The 14,196-nt window shown below is 69.9% G+C and carries 12 protein-coding genes and 1 pseudogene; 7 read left to right on the top strand and 6 right to left on the bottom strand.

What is annotated here, in order from left to right; all coding sequences use genetic code 11:
• Positions 1–51 precede the first annotated feature (51 nt).
• Positions 52–309, bottom strand: a complete 258-nt coding sequence (locus KBX46_RS19295; RefSeq protein ID WP_088949666.1) for a hypothetical protein — start codon at positions 307–309, stop codon at positions 52–54.
• Positions 310–338: 29 nt separating this feature from the next.
• Between KBX46_RS19295 and KBX46_RS19290 the strand changes: the two genes are divergently transcribed.
• From KBX46_RS19290 to dusB, 4 genes are all read left to right on the top strand, one after another.
• On the top strand, positions 339–680 hold the full coding sequence (locus tag KBX46_RS19290) for an antibiotic biosynthesis monooxygenase (protein ID WP_088949665.1): 342 nt from the start codon (positions 339–341) through the stop codon (positions 678–680).
• A gap of 24 nt (positions 681–704) precedes the next feature.
• The gene (locus tag KBX46_RS19285; RefSeq protein ID WP_088949664.1) at positions 705–1,184 is read left to right on the top strand and encodes a hypothetical protein; all 480 of its coding nucleotides are present in this window, start codon (positions 705–707) and stop codon (positions 1,182–1,184) included.
• A gap of 114 nt (positions 1,185–1,298) precedes the next feature.
• Entirely contained in the window at positions 1,299–2,678 is a 1,380-nt protein-coding gene (locus KBX46_RS19280; RefSeq protein ID WP_088949663.1) for a glycine--tRNA ligase, read from the top strand.
• 79 nt (positions 2,679–2,757) lie between these two features.
• Positions 2,758–3,915: a tRNA dihydrouridine synthase DusB gene (gene dusB, locus KBX46_RS19275; protein WP_210793585.1), complete on the top strand. Its 1,158-nt coding sequence runs from the start codon at positions 2,758–2,760 to the stop codon at positions 3,913–3,915.
• A 202-nt stretch (positions 3,916–4,117) separates the two neighbouring features.
• Here the strand turns inward: dusB and KBX46_RS19270 are convergent, their stop codons facing one another.
• Both KBX46_RS19270 and KBX46_RS19265 read right to left on the bottom strand, forming a co-directional pair.
• The gene (locus tag KBX46_RS19270) at positions 4,118–4,777 is read right to left on the bottom strand and encodes a C39 family peptidase (RefSeq protein ID WP_210793528.1); all 660 of its coding nucleotides are present in this window, start codon (positions 4,775–4,777) and stop codon (positions 4,118–4,120) included.
• A gap of 820 nt (positions 4,778–5,597) precedes the next feature.
• A pseudogene (locus KBX46_RS19265) lies at positions 5,598–7,365 on the bottom strand (family 20 glycosylhydrolase); the annotation flags it as partial.
• 248 nt (positions 7,366–7,613) lie between these two features.
• Here KBX46_RS19265 and ppdK point away from each other — a divergent pair.
• A complete protein-coding gene (gene ppdK / locus KBX46_RS19260) occupies positions 7,614–10,322 on the top strand; it encodes a pyruvate, phosphate dikinase (protein WP_210793527.1) in 2,709 nt (902 codons plus the stop codon).
• A 50-nt stretch (positions 10,323–10,372) separates the two neighbouring features.
• On the opposite strand, the gene KBX46_RS19255 is transcribed toward ppdK, so the two are convergent.
• Together KBX46_RS19255 and wrbA are read right to left on the bottom strand one after the other, a co-directional pair.
• Positions 10,373–11,800, bottom strand: a complete 1,428-nt coding sequence (locus KBX46_RS19255) for an MFS transporter (protein WP_210793526.1) — start codon at positions 11,798–11,800, stop codon at positions 10,373–10,375.
• Between the two features lie 26 nt (positions 11,801–11,826).
• Positions 11,827–12,507, bottom strand: coding sequence for an NAD(P)H:quinone oxidoreductase (wrbA, locus tag KBX46_RS19250; RefSeq protein WP_210793525.1), 681 nt, complete (start codon positions 12,505–12,507; stop codon positions 11,827–11,829).
• Positions 12,508–12,583: 76 nt separating this feature from the next.
• Here wrbA and KBX46_RS19245 point away from each other — a divergent pair, with 76 nt between their 5' ends.
• Positions 12,584–13,042, top strand: coding sequence for a MarR family winged helix-turn-helix transcriptional regulator (locus KBX46_RS19245; RefSeq protein WP_210793524.1), 459 nt, complete (start codon positions 12,584–12,586; stop codon positions 13,040–13,042).
• A 43-nt stretch (positions 13,043–13,085) separates the two neighbouring features.
• Here KBX46_RS19245 and KBX46_RS19240 read toward each other — a convergent pair whose 3' ends face one another.
• Positions 13,086–13,586, bottom strand: a complete 501-nt coding sequence (locus KBX46_RS19240) for a roadblock/LC7 domain-containing protein (protein ID WP_088949657.1) — start codon at positions 13,584–13,586, stop codon at positions 13,086–13,088.
• 252 nt (positions 13,587–13,838) lie between these two features.
• On the opposite strand from KBX46_RS19240, the gene KBX46_RS19235 reads away from it, so the two are divergent.
• Positions 13,839–14,192, top strand: a complete 354-nt coding sequence (locus KBX46_RS19235) for a VOC family protein (protein ID WP_210793523.1) — start codon at positions 13,839–13,841, stop codon at positions 14,190–14,192.
• The last annotated feature ends 4 nt before the right edge of the window (positions 14,193–14,196 follow it).

Genomic DNA, 14,196 nt, shown 5'->3' with positions numbered 1-14,196 from the left:
GTCAACTGTCCGTGGCAACGATAATGATTGTCAAAAACGCATGATTGCATGTCAGAGCAGCTTGGCGAGGCCCACCGTCACCAGCAGGGTCAGCATCACCAGTCGAATCAGGCGGGTCTGCGGCGCCTGAACCGCCCAGGTCGTCGCCAACAGGGCGATCAGGCCTGCGGCGAGCGCGAGCGTCAGCAGCCCGCCGATCACCCCGGGCGTGAAGAACGCCACCAGCACCACCACCAGGGTGAGCAGGAACACCGACGTCGGGTTCGCCCCGGCCAACCGGGCGAGCAGGGGGCGCTGCGTACGCTGCATCCCACAGACTCTACGAGGAGGGACCACCGTTGCTGGTGACCAACCGGTTCGTGGTCGACGTCGATGTCGCCGACGACTTCACCGAACGGGCGCACGCCGCCCTCACCGCCCTGGCCGCCTGCCGCGGCTACCTGCGCGGTCAACTGGTCCGGGCGCTCGACGACCCCCGGCACTGGTCGCTGGTCACCGAATGGGAGTCGGTCGGCACGTACCGGCGGGCCCTGGGGGCCTTCGAAGTCAAGGTCAGCGCCGTGCCGCTGCTCGCCGAGTCGGTCGACGAACCCTCCGCGTACGAGGCGCTGGCGACCGCGGCACCCGGCGGAGCGGTGGTCGTCGCCGAGAGTGATCGGGCTGCGGGTCCTTACCGCTGAGCCGCCGGACACTACGCTGCTCCTATGACCGCACCCGCCCCGCCACCCGGTCCCGGGGTGGCTCCGCCGTTCGCCGCGCCGCCCACCGAGGGTCGCCGGACTCGGCTCTGGATCGGCCTCGGCGTCGGCGCGCTCGCCGTGGTGCTCTGCTGTGGCGGGGGCGGCACCGCCGTCGTCGGCCTGGCCGTCAGCGGCGTGCAGGCGATCCGGGAGCAGGCCCGCACCGTGACCGGTGACTACTACCAGGCGCTGGTCGAGCGGGACTACGGGCGGGCGTACGAGCAGCTCTGCGACGACGCGCAGCGGCGTGAGTCCCGGCCCGAGTTCGAGCGGCGAGCCTCCGCCGAACCTCAGGTCTCGGCGTTCCGTGTGGGTGAGGTGGACACCACCAGCCTGACCGTGCCGGTCGACGTGACACTCGCCGGTGGTGACCGGGAGCAGCAGCAGGTCAGGCTCGGGCAGGACGGGGAGACCGGCGGCGTGGAGGTCTGCGGGGTGAGCTGACCCGCCCCCGGTATTCTGCTGGGCTCAGGGCGACGGTGGTCGTACCGTTGTCCTGAACTGACCGTTCCATCCACATCTCGCCCCCGCCGACCGCCAGCCGGCGTAGGAGGAAACATGCCAGCCGACCGTATCGACGCCGTCGTCAGCCTCGCCAAGCGACGAGGCTTCGTCTTCCCCTCCAGCGAGATCTACGGAGGCACCCGATCGGCGTGGGACTACGGTCCGCTCGGCGTGGAGCTCAAGGAGAACGTCCGCCGGCAGTGGTGGAAGACCATGGTCCAGCAGCGCGACGACGTCGTGGGCCTGGACTCTGCGGTGATCCTGTCTCGCAAGGTGTGGGAGGCGTCCGGTCACATCGCCGAGTTCGTCGACCCGCTCACCGAGTGCCAGTTCTGCCACAAGCGCTTCCGGGCGGACCACCTGGAAGAGGCGTACGCGGAGAAGCACGGCAAGCCGCTGACCTCACTGGCCGAGCTGAACTGCCCCAACTGCGGCAACAAGGGCACCTTCACCGAGCCGAAGATGTTCAACGGCCTGATGAAGACCTACCTGGGCCCGGTGGAGAGCGACGAGGGGCTGCACTACCTGCGCCCGGAAACCGCGCAGGGCATCTTCGTCAACTACAAGAACGTCGAGACGGTCGCCCGCAAGAAGCCGCCCTTCGGCATCGCGCAGACCGGCAAGTCGTTCCGCAACGAGATCACCCCGGGTAACTTCATCTTCCGGACCCGCGAGTTCGAGCAGATGGAGATGGAGTTCTTCGTCGAGCCGGGCACCGACGAGCAGTGGCACGAGTACTGGCTCCAGGAGCGCTGGAACTGGTACCTCGACCTCGGCCTCTCGGCGGACAATCTGCGCCTCTTCGAGCACCCCGCCGAGAAGCTTTCGCACTACTCGAAGCGGACGGTGGACATCGAGTACCGCTTCCAGTTCGGTGGCACCGAGTTCGCCGAGCTGGAGGGGGTCGCCAACCGCACCGACTTCGACCTCTCCACGCACAGCAAGCACTCGGGCGTCGACCTGTCGTACTTCGACCAGACCAAGAGTGAGCGCTGGATGCCGTACGTCATCGAGCCGGCCGCTGGTCTGACCCGTGCGGTGCTGGCCTTCCTGCTGGAGGCGTACGACGAGGACGAGGCGCCCAACACCAAGGGCGGCGTGGACAAGCGCACCGTGATGCGGTTCGACCCGCGACTCGCCCCGGTCAAGGTGGCGGTGCTGCCGTTGTCCCGCAACGAGGCGCTGTCGCCGAAGGCCAAGGATCTCGCGACGCTGCTGCGCAAGCGCTGGGTGGTGGAGTTCGACGACTCGCAGGCGATCGGCCGCCGCTATCGCCGGCAGGACGAGATCGGCACCCCGTTCTGCGTGACCGTCGACTTCGACACGCTGGACGACAACGCCGTGACGGTGCGCAACCGGGACACGATGGCCCAGGAGCGGGTCTCCCTGGACCAGGTCGAGCGTTACCTGATCGAGCGTCTGCCCGGCTGCTGAGGCTGTGTGCACGGGGCCTCGGCCGACGCGATAAGCGCCGGTCGGGGCCCCGTACACTTGTCCGGTGACTGTCTCGACCATGCCCGCGCTGCGCCCGTTGACTCTCGGGCCGTACCAGGTGTGGCCGCCGGTGGTGCTCGCGCCGATGGCCGGGATCACCAACGTCGGGTTCCGCCGGCTCTGCCGTGAGCAGGGCGGCGGCATCTACGTCTGCGAGATGATCACCACTCGGGCTCTGGTCGAGCGCAACCCGAAGACGCTGCGCATGATCACGTTCGGCGACGACGAGAAGCCGCGCAGCCTCCAGCTATACGGCACCGACCCGGAGATCACCGCGGCCGCCGTCCGGATCGTCGTCGAGCGCAACCTGGCCGATCACATCGACCTCAACTTCGGCTGCCCGGTCCCCAAGGTCACCCGGCGTGGCGGCGGCGCGGCGTTGCCGTGGCGACGTCGGCTCTTCGCCCGACTGGTGCGGGCCGCGGTGGACGCCGCGTCACCGGCCGGAGTGCCGGTCACTGTCAAGATGCGCAAGGGCATTGACGACGACCACCTGACGTACGTCGAAGCGGGGCTCGCCGCCCAGGAAGCCGGCGTGGCCGCGGTGGCCCTGCACGGGCGCACGGCGGCGCAGCGCTACTCGGGCACCGCCGACTGGGACGCGATCGCCACCTTGAAGCAGGCCCTCGACGTGCCGGTGCTCGGCAACGGCGACATCTGGGAGGCCGACGACGCGCTGCGGATGGTCGCGCACACCGGCGTGGACGGCGTGGTCGTCGGGCGCGGCTGCCTGGGTCGGCCGTGGCTCTTCGCCGACCTGGAGGCCGCCTCCAACGGCCGGCCAGAGCGGCGACTGCCCAGCCTCGGCGAGGTGGCGGTGACCATGCGCCGGCACGCCGAGCTGCTGGTGGACCAGTTCGTGGCCGGTGCCCGCAACCCGGCCCGGGGCGAACGGGACGGCTGCACCGACTTCCGCAAGCACGTCGCCTGGTATCTCAAGGGCTTCCCAGTCGGTGGCGAGCTGCGCCGCTCGCTGGCGATGATCGAAAGCCTGGCCCAGCTCGACGACCTGCTCGGCAAGCTCGACCCGAGCGAGCCGTTCCCGGTGACCGCTCTGGGGCAGCCACGCGGGCGCACCAACTCGCCGGGCAAGGTCGCCCTGCCCGACGGGTGGCTGGCCAGCCGGGACGACGACACCGTCCCCGAGGGCGCCGAGATGGACGACTCCGGCGGCTGACCGAGCCTCCGGCCGGTTGGGCGGAGACGCCCGGCGGCCATCCCTCCTCGGTCTCGTGGCGCTCGGTCTTTCCTCGACGATCCGCTCGCAGAGGCTGGGCAGATGAGTTCGGCGTCCTATCGAGCTGATGTCGTGAACGGTCATGACGAAGGGCCGGGCCCCGTGGTGGGGTCCGGCCCTTCGCTTCGTGTCTGGTACGGGGTCAGCTGGTGGCGTAGCCGCGGGTGGCGATCCAGTCGGCGAGGTGTTCGACGGTGACGTCGTAGGAGGCGGTGTTCGGGTTGGCGGAGTCGGCGATCTTCACGGTCTGGCCGTTGTCGCGGTAGCCGACGACGCTGATGTAGTGCCCGCCCTCGAAGGAGTGGATAGCACCGTCGGTGTCGGTGGTGGTGCCGGCGATGTTGGCGACCACGGCCCGGCCGTCGTCAACGGTCTTGACGATGTCGGCGCGCAGCTTGTCGGTCTGCTTCGCGTCGGCGTCCGGGGTGCTGATCTCCACGGACCGGTAGGCGTCGTTCTTGCCGGTTTCCTTGTTCAGCACGGGGGTGATGTCGTTGATGGAGTTGGTGCCGGCCTCGGTGGTGCCCATCTCCTTGGCCATCGCGTCGACGCTGATGTCCTTGCCCTGCACACTCAGGGCGTTACGGGCGGCGGCGGGTCCGCAGTAGTAGAAGTTCGGCTGGGCCTCGTAGCGCACGCCCAGCTGACGCTCACCCGCAGGCTTGCGATCAGACTGCGTCTGCGACGCCGGCTTCGCATCGGTCGCGGCGTACGCGGCGGTGACGGGTCCGACGATCGCGCCGCCGGTGAAGGCCAGGCCAGCAGCGGTCAGAGCGGTCTTACGAATCAGATCGGTACGCATGATGGCGTGCTCCTCTGCGATTGGGGGTGCACGGCACGCCCGGGGGGTGGGCGTGCCGCACGTGCAAGGGGGGAAGTTTGGGAGGTTCTTGCCCGGTGGCCACAGGGGCCGGCGTCGGGTGAGGGTGTAACGGTGCGGGGCGGCGGGTCATTCCACCTGGCCCCGGCTTGTGGTGCTCGGGGGTGCGGGGTGTGTAACCGGGGTGCTCGGGGGGTGCGGGGTGTGTAACCGGCCGGGCTGGCGAGTCATTCCGCCGGGTTCCCCGCCACGGTGCTCCGGGGCTGTAACCGGCCGGGCGGGCGACGCATTTCCGCCCGCTGGCGGTGCGTGCTGAGGGGGTGTAACCGGGGCGGCCTGTCGGGTGTTCCCGGCGGCTGCCGCGCTCCACGACCCGAAGTCGCGGTGGCATGCCAGGTATAACGACCCCGCCCGGCCCACGATTCCGCCGCCAGGGTCGTGCCAACCACGGGACATCCATACCGAAATCGGACAGCCGCCCCAAGAGCCCATCCCGAAACGGGACACCACGCCCGCCAACCCCGGCCTGGACAATCCAAGATCCGCGCACTTTCCGGGAAAGTGCTGCCTCACGACGCCGCGAGGCAGCAGTTTCCCGGATGTTGCGCGGATCTTGACTGGGTGGGGGTCCGGACACCCACGCCGGGGACGTCAAACGCAGCGCATCACGCCAAGGTCGCGCTCGATCCAGGAAACAGGCCCATCCGGCGCCGACGAGGCCACTACAACCGGGATCGAGCACGATCAGGGGTAGACCCAGAGACCCGGATTGTGACCGGGGCCTCCCGTGAACGCGGGCCGCGTCAGTGGGTGGCGGTGTCGGTCTGGGGCGTGTTGCGCTGGGTGGGGATGGTGGCGGTGGTTGCCCAGGGGATTTCGGGCGCGCGGTGGAAGGTGATGCTGGCGGTCGCCCAGCGCGGGCCCTGACCGGCCAGCCGGTCACGGAAGTCGGCCCAGTCGTGGGTCGCCCGGGTGGACCAGCCCAACTCGGCGATGGCGGGGAGTCGGGGCAGGAGCAGGAACTCGATGTCGGCCAGTGAGGTGACCGATTCGGTCCAGAGCGGGGCCTCCACACCGAGGACGGCCTCGGGCGGTACACCTGCGACGTGCGTGGCCGGGTCCCAGTCGTACGCCTTTCGTACGTCGATCAGGCCGGCCCAGTCGTGCCCGATCGGGGTGTCCGGGCCGTACTTCATGTCCAGGTAGGCGTGGTTGCCGGGGGAGAGGATCAGCCGGGCGCCCTGACGTACGGCCTCGGCGGTGGTGGGGTCGGCGCCGGTGGTGCCCCACCACTGCAGGATCCGGCCGTCGAGGTGGGCGGCCGGTGCGAGCTGGTGCCAACCCACGACGGTCTTACCGAGGTCGCCCACGATGCGCTGGACCCGCTCGACGAAACCGGTGTAGACCTCGCCGGTGACCTTGAACGCCTCGTCGCCGCCGATGTGCAGCCACGGCCCGGGGGTGAGCGCGGCCACCTCGCCCAGCACGTCGGCGATGAAGTCGTACGTCCGCTCGTCGGCTGGGTCGACGTAGCTGAAACCGACCTCGGTGCCGGTGTACGGAGGTGGCGCGATCTTGTCCGGTGCCAGCTCCGGGTACGCGACCAGCGCCGCGTTGGTGTGGCCGGGGAGGTCGATCTCCGGGACGACAGTGATGTGGCGGTCGGCCGCGTAGGCGACGATCCGCTGGTAGTCGGCCTTCGTGTAGTGCCCGCCGGGGCCGCCGCCGACCTCGGTCGCCCCACCGACGGTGGTCAGCCTCGGCCAGGAGTCGACGGCGATCCGCCAGCCCTGGTCGTCGGTGAGGTGCAGGTGCAGGTGGTTGAGCTTGTAGCGGGCCAGGTGGTCGATCACCCGCAGCACGTCCTCGACGGCGAAGAAGTGCCGCGCGACGTCGAGCATCGCGCCCCGGTACGGGAAGCGGGGTGCGTCGGTGATCGTCCCGCCGGGCAGCGCCCAGTGCTCGGTGGCCGGGGTGGGGCTCTCGATCGCCGACGGCAACAGTTGGCGCATGGTCTGCACGCCGTAAAAGAGGCCGGTGGCGGTGACGGCGGTGAGGCGTACCCCGTCGGGGGCGACGTCGAGCCGGTAGCCCTCCGCGCCGAGGTCGGCGGCCTCGTCCAGCACCAACGCTATGCCGCCGACCGGCCCTGGCCCGGCGGCGTCGGCGACCGGCAGCGAGTGGGCGGCGGCGTCGGTGACCGGGAGCGGGTAGCCGGTGGCCGGGCGCAGCAGCTCGGCGAGGTGCTCGGCGACGGCCAGCGCGGCCGGGTCGGCGCTGACCACGATGACCGCTTCGGCCGGCAGCACCCAGTCCCCGGTCGGGTCCGGCTGGACCTGCTGCGGGGCGGGCACGACGTCGGCGAGCCGGCGCGTGGTCGCCGCGGTGAGCACCGTGACCGCGCTCTGCTCGGCCGCGCGGGCCAGAGTGGCCGCGTCCGGCTCCTCCGCCGACAGTGGCGCGGGGACGGCGGTGGGGCTGGGGGAGGGGGTGGTCGGCACGGCGGCGACTCCGGGGGGTGTATTCGCGTCGGTTATGGCAAAAGCGACGTTCACCGGCTGGCGTGCCATCCAGCGTACGGCGCGCGGCCGGGATGCGTGATGGTGCGCATGGAAGCGTTCCCAAAAACCGGTACGAACACGGATAGTCGTGATGGCTGTGCCAATTGTCACCGAACGGTCCCAGGTCGCTCGATGTTCGCTTAACCTTCGCCCACCGATCGGCGTCGACCCGGGGATTACCGGTGGTCCGCTGCGGGGTAGAAGAAAACTGAACCTTCGTTAAGTGTCAATCCGGCGCGTGTGTTGTGGAGGCTCTGGTGGCAGCGCAAGAGACCGTCGATCACAAGTACGTCTACGACTTCTCTGAAGGAAACAAGGATCTCAAGGACCTGCTCGGCGGCAAGGGGGCCAACCTCGCCGAGATGACCAACCTCGGCCTGCCCGTTCCGCCCGGCTTCACCATCACCACCGAGGCCTGCAAGGCGTACCTCGCGACGGGCCAGCAGCCGGACGGGCTCGCCGGTCAGATCGAGGCGCACCTGGAATCGTTGGAGCGCGCGATGGGCAAGCGTCTCGGCGACCCGCAGGATCCGCTGCTGGTCTCCGTCCGCTCCGGCGCCAAGTTCTCCATGCCCGGCATGATGGAGACCGTCCTCAACGTCGGCCTCAACGACCAGAGCGTGGTCGGGCTCTCCGCGCAGGCCGGCGGGAACGACAGGTTCGCCTGGGACTCCTACCGCCGCCTCATCCAGATGTTCGGCAAGACCGTCTGCGAGGTGCCGGGCGAGGAGTTCGAGCACGCGCTGGACGAGGCCAAGAGCGCCAAGGGCACCCACAACGACCTGGACCTGGACGCCGACGACCTCCGTGGGCTGGTCGACGCGTACAAGAAGATCTTTTTGAAGCACACCGGTCGGGAGTTCCCGCAGCAGCCGCGCGAACAGCTCGACCTGGCCATCCGGGCGGTCTTCGAGTCGTGGAACGCCGAGCGCGCGATCCTCTACCGTCGCCAGGAGCGGATCCCGACCGACCTCGGCACCGCGGTCAACGTGGTGACCATGGTGTTCGGCAACCTCGGCCCGGATTCCGGCACCGGTGTCGCGTTCACCCGTGACCCGGCCAGTGGCGCGCAGGGCATCTACGGCGACTACCTGGCCAACGCGCAGGGCGAGGACGTCGTCGCCGGCATCCGCAACACCGTGCCCCTTCAGGAGCTGGAACAGCTCGACAAGACCTCCTACGACCAGCTGCTCGGCATCATGGCTCGGCTGGAGGAGCACTACAAGGACCTCTGCGACATCGAGTTCACCATCGAACGCGGCAAGCTCTGGATGCTGCAGACGCGGGTCGGCAAGCGCACCGCCGCCGCCGCGTTCGTCATCGCGGGGCAACTCGTCGACGAGGGTCTGATCGACCTGGACGAGGCACTGCACCGGGTCAACGGGGCGCAGCTGGCCCAGCTGATGTTCCCCCGTTTCCAGCTCGACCACGACTTCCAGCCGGTCGCCAAGGGCATCGGCGCCTCGCCCGGCGCGGCGTCCGGCACTGTGGTCTTCACCTCCGCGCGGGCCGTCGAGATGGCCGCCGAGGGCAAGTCGGTGATCCTGGTCCGCCGGGAGACCAACCCGGACGACCTGAACGGCATGATCGCCGCCCAGGGCATCCTCACCTCGCGCGGCGGCAAGACCAGCCACGCGGCGGTGGTGGCCCGCGGCATGGGCAAGACCTGCGTCTCCGGCGCCGACGAGATCGAGGTGAACGTCCCGGCGAAACGCTTCACCGTCGCCGGGCAGACCGTCAACGAGGGCGACGTCGTGTCCATCGACGGCACCACCGGCAAGGTCTACCTGGGCGAGGTGCCGGTCATGCCGTCGGAGGTGGTGCAGTACTTCGAGGGCAGCCTCGACCCGGAGCACATCGACAACGCGTTGGTCCGGGCCGTACACCGGATCATGACGCACGCCGACGGCAAGCGGCGGCTCGCGGTCCGCACGAACGCCGACACCGGCGCGGACGCCGCCCGGGCCCGGCGCTTCGGCGCCGAGGGCATCGGGCTGTGCCGCACCGAGCACATGTTCCTCGGCGACCGGCGGGAGCTGGTCGAGCGGCTGATCCTGGCCCGCGCCCCGGGCGAGCGGGAAGCGGCGTTGGAGGCGCTGCTGCCGTTGCAGCGGGCCGACTTCGAGGAGATCTTCCGCGAGATGGACGGACTGCCGGTCACCGTCCGGCTGATCGACCCGCCGCTGCACGAGTTCCTGCCTCCGCTGGAGCAGCTCGCGGTCAACGTCGCGGTCGCCCAGGAACGGGGCGAGGACGTGGCCAAGGAGGAGGCGCTGCTCGCCGCCGTCCGGCGGATGCACGAGGAGAACCCGATGCTCGGGCTGCGGGGCGTCCGCCTCGGCCTGGTCATCCCCGGCCTGTTCGCGATGCAGGTCCGGGCCATCGCCGAGGCTGCCGTCGCCTGCGCCCGTGGTGGCGGGGTGGCCAAGCCGGAGATCATGGTGCCGCTGGTCGGGGCCGTGCAGGAGCTGGAGACCGTCCGCGCCGAGGCCGAGAAGATCATCGCGGAGGTGGTCGGGGACAGCGGGGTCGAGGTGCTGATCGGCACCATGATCGAGGTGCCCCGGGCGGCGCTGACCGCCGGGCAGATCGCCGAGGCGGCCGAGTTCTTCTCCTTCGGCACCAACGACCTGACCCAGATGGGCTGGGGCTTCTCCCGCGACGACGTCGAGGGCGCGTTCTTCTGGCGGTACCTGGAGCTGGGCATCTTCGGCATCTCGCCGTTCGAGTCGATCGACCGTGACGGGGTCGGCCGGCTGGTGCGGATCGCCGCCGAGGAGGGCCGGGCCGCCCGTCCGGGGCTGAAGCTCGGCGTCTGTGGCGAGCACGGCGGCGACCCCGACTCGGTGCACTTCTTCCACGAGGTCGGCCTGGACTACGTGTCCTGCTCGCCGTTCCGGGTGCCGGTGGCCCGGCTGGAGGCCGGCCGGGCCGTGGTGGAGACCGGCGGGTCGGACAGCCGCTGACGTGGGCCGGCGGCGGACCGGTGACCCGGTCCGCCGCCGCGCCGCCGTGGTCAGCCGCGGCGATGCTGTGGTAGCAGCAGGCTGACTATCGCGATAGCCAGGCCGATCCCGGCTGCCATGAGGAAGACCAGGTCGTAGCCGGCGGCGAGGGCGGCAGGGGTGCCTGCGTACGCGGCGTCTGTTCCGACCTTGGCGCTGGCGGCTGTGGCGAGTACGGCCAGGGCTACCGAGCCACCTATCTGGCTGGCGGTGTTGGCCAGGCCGCCGATGATGCCCGCGTCGCCTTCGGGTGCGTCGGCGGTGGCCGCAGCCATCAGGGTGGGGAAGGTCAGGCCGATGCCGACGGCGATGAGCAGCGTGGGTCCGAGCACGCTTGTGACGTAGTCGCTGTCCGTCTGGGCCTGGGCGAGCCAGCCGAAGCCGGCCACGAAGCAGACGCTGCCGGCCAGCACCAGAGGGCGTGCACCGGTTCGGGGCAGCAGGTCGGCGGACAGTCGCGCGATCACCACGAACGCCACCGCCGCGGGTGTCTGCCCGAGCCCGGCTTCAAGAGCGCTGTAGCCGAGTGCGTTCTGCATGAACAGCGACGTGAAATACCACATTGCGATGGCGATCCCGCCGAACAGCAGCAACATGGCGTTGCTGACGGCCACGGTCCGGATCCTGAACAGCCGCAGGGGCACCATCGGCCGGGTGGCGACACGCGCCTCCACCACGGCGAAGACGACGAGCAGGAGCAGGCCCGCCACGGCTGGCCCGAGAACCCGCACGGACATCCAGCCTTGGTCGGCGCTCTGCATGACCCCGTAGATCAACGCGGCCAGCCCTGCCGTGCCCGTGACCGCGCCACCGAGGTCGAGCGGTTCTCGCCGGCTGGCTCGCGTGCGGACCAGCGACATCATGGCCAACACGATCAGCACGGCGCCGATCGGTACGTTGATGAGGAAGACCCACCGCCACGACAGGCCCGTGGTGATGGCACCGCCGGCGAGCGCGCCGGCCATCCCGCCCACACCGCCCGAAGCGGACCACGCCCCGAACGCCCGGGCCCGCGCCTGCGGCTCGGTGAAGTAGGTGTTGATCACGGCCAACGTGGCCGGGGCCAGCATGGCGGCGCCCACACCCTGCGCGACGCGGGCCCCCACCAGGATCTCCGGAGCGGTTGCCAGGCCACCGACCACACTCGAGGCGGAGAACAGGAACAGCCCGGCGACCAGCATCCGGCGCAGGCCGAACAGGTCGGCGGCCCGGCCACCCAGCAGCATGAAGCCGGCGAAAGTAAGCACGTACCCATTCACCACCCAGGCCAGGCCGGTGGCGGTGAAGCCGAGATCCCGCTGGACCGAGGGCAGCGCGACGTTGACGATGGAGACGTCCAGGATCACCATGAACTGGCAGGCGCATGCCAGCGCCAGGACCATCCATGAGGATCTGGCCTGCAGCCTGGTCCGCTGAGTTGCGGTGCTGGTGCTTGTCATGACTTCTCTCCCTGCCTACCCGCCGCTCACGCGGTCCGGGAGGCTGCTCCGGCGAGGGCTCCGTGGCTGTTTCCGTCACCCACGACGGCATCGGTGACGACGTGGTCGCCCAGCAGCTGAAGTGTGATCTTGGCTAGCCGAAGTCCCTGGTACCTGGCCGCGTCCAGCGCCGCGGCATCGGGGCCGTCTCCGTTCGGGCTGGCCACATGCGACGTGCCGTAGGGGTTGCCGCCTGCGGCGGACACGACCGGATCGGTGAATCCGGGCGGCACGATCAGCGATCCCCAGTGGTAGAAGACGTTGCTCAGCGACAAGATCGTTGCCTCGCTGCCACCGTGCCGGTTGAACGCCGAGGTGAAGGCAGTCACCGGCTTGTTGGCCAGTTTCCCCTCCCGCCACAGCCCGCCGGCCTGGTCGATGAACTGCTTGAGCTGCGCGGCCGGCGCGCCGAATCGACTCGGCGTCCCGAACGCGTACGCGTCGGCCCATGCCAGGTCCTCGAGGGATGCCTGGGCAATCGACGCGGTCTCGTCGGTGTGCCGCCGCCACTGCGGGTTCTGGTCTATCGCGTTGTCGGGTGCCAGCTCGGCGACCCGCCGCAGCCGCACGACGGCCCCGGCCGAGGCGGCCCCCGCGGCGACGGCCTCTGCGAGTGTGTGCACACTGCCTGTCGCGCTGTAGTAGATGACAGCGACCTTCACGGTCATGTCGCGCTCCTCGGTGTTGCTAGAATTAGTTATGCGCATAATGTTATGCGCATAACTAACTTGTCAAGGAGAGTTCGTGGACTTCGAGTACGCCGACGCCCTCAACCAGGCCATCCGCCTGCTGAGCCTGCGCCACCGGGCCAGGGCCGCCGCGTTGCTGGCCCCCCTCGGCCTGCACCCTGGCCAAGAGGCACTCCTGCTCGAACTCGACCGGACCGGCCCGAGAATTCAGGCCCAGCTCAGCGAGGCGCTCGGCTGTGAGCCGCCCAGTGTCACGCTCATGACGCGCAAGCTCGAAGCCTCCGGCCACATCCGCCGCAGGCCCGCTCCCTCCGACAAGCGCGCCAGCATCGTCGAACTCACCGACAGCGGCAAGGCGCTTGCCGACCAGGTCAAGGAGTTGTGGCATGGTCTGGCGGAGGAAACCGTGACCGGCTTGCCCGCCCAGACCGTGGCCGAACTACCCGCCATCCTCAACGCCATGACCGGCAACGTCGACACCAGGCGCCCGGCCACCCGCACGGCCGCCGGCTAGTTCTTGCGCCGCTGTGCCGTCGAGGGGGTTTGGCGGTTTGCGGTCAGATCGGCGGGCGACGCCAGGTGGGCCGGGACGAGCGGCGCAACTGCGCCGGCAGGGTGGCCATCGGCGTACGCACGGCGAGCGGCCCGTGCGCGTCCTGAATCGAGGTGGCGCCGACTGCCCCACCGCGTCTGTCCAGCACCGAGCCCGCCCGACGGGCCACGGCACGGGCCTCCTCGTGCAGCGCTTCCAGATCCTCGGCCGCAGAAACGGTGACCAGGGTCAGCAGGGCAGTGCGCCCGGCCGGGTAGGTCACCACGCAACCGGCGGTGGTGCAGACGACCGACTCCCGGAACTCACCACGTTGGACCGTGTCGGCCACCCGGTGGCCGAGCCCGAAGCTGGCTGCGGCGAGCGCGGCGAGATGCGTGGCGTCGGTGCTGGGCAGATCACTGGAGATGAGCAGCCCGTCGGTGCCGGCCAGGACCGTGCCGGCGATCTCGGGCCGGCGGCGGCGCAGCCCGCGTAGTTCCGTTCCCACCACCGTGTCCGCGTCCACGAGATTTCCCCTTACCGGTCGGGCTCCGCATGTCGGTCGGCTGGTCACGTTCCGCGCTGGGAACGCTACCGGCCGCGACTTCCGCCCGCGAGCCCATAACCCTCAGCGATCGGTTGACAACTCCAAGCCAATCGGCGGTTGTGGGCCAATCGTCGATGCGTCGTGGGCGGGTCGACCAGCGGTGGCGGGCGTAATCTTGGCTCGCTCGCACACGGCCGATTGCGTATGCCGTCGAACGGGAAAGGTGACTGAATGACCAGCGTCTGGGAGAACCTCACCGTCGATGCCCGCGATCCGGCGCGACTGGCCCGTTGGTGGGCCGAGGCGCTCGGCTACCAGGTCGTCAGCGAGAGTCCGGACGAGGTGGAGATCCGCCAGTCCGCGGACCGCCTGCCCGGCCTGGTCTTCGTGCCCGTGACCGACGCCAAGGACCGCAAGAACCGGCTGCACATCGATCTGCGCCCCGCCGACCGGGAGGCCGAGGTCGAGCGGCTGGTCGACATGGGCGCCCGGCACGTCGACATCGGTCAGGGTGACGTGGAGTGGACGGTGCTGGCAGATCCCGAGGGCAACGAGTTCTGCGTCCTCCGTGAGCGCGAGGAGTGAGCCG

This window comes from Micromonospora sp. C81, from assembly GCF_018070425.1.
GTDB lineage: Bacteria > Actinomycetota > Actinomycetes > Mycobacteriales > Micromonosporaceae > Micromonospora > Micromonospora zamorensis.
The sequence above is the reverse complement of the archived record's forward strand: the minus strand, read 5'-3'. Positions and strand labels throughout refer to the sequence as shown.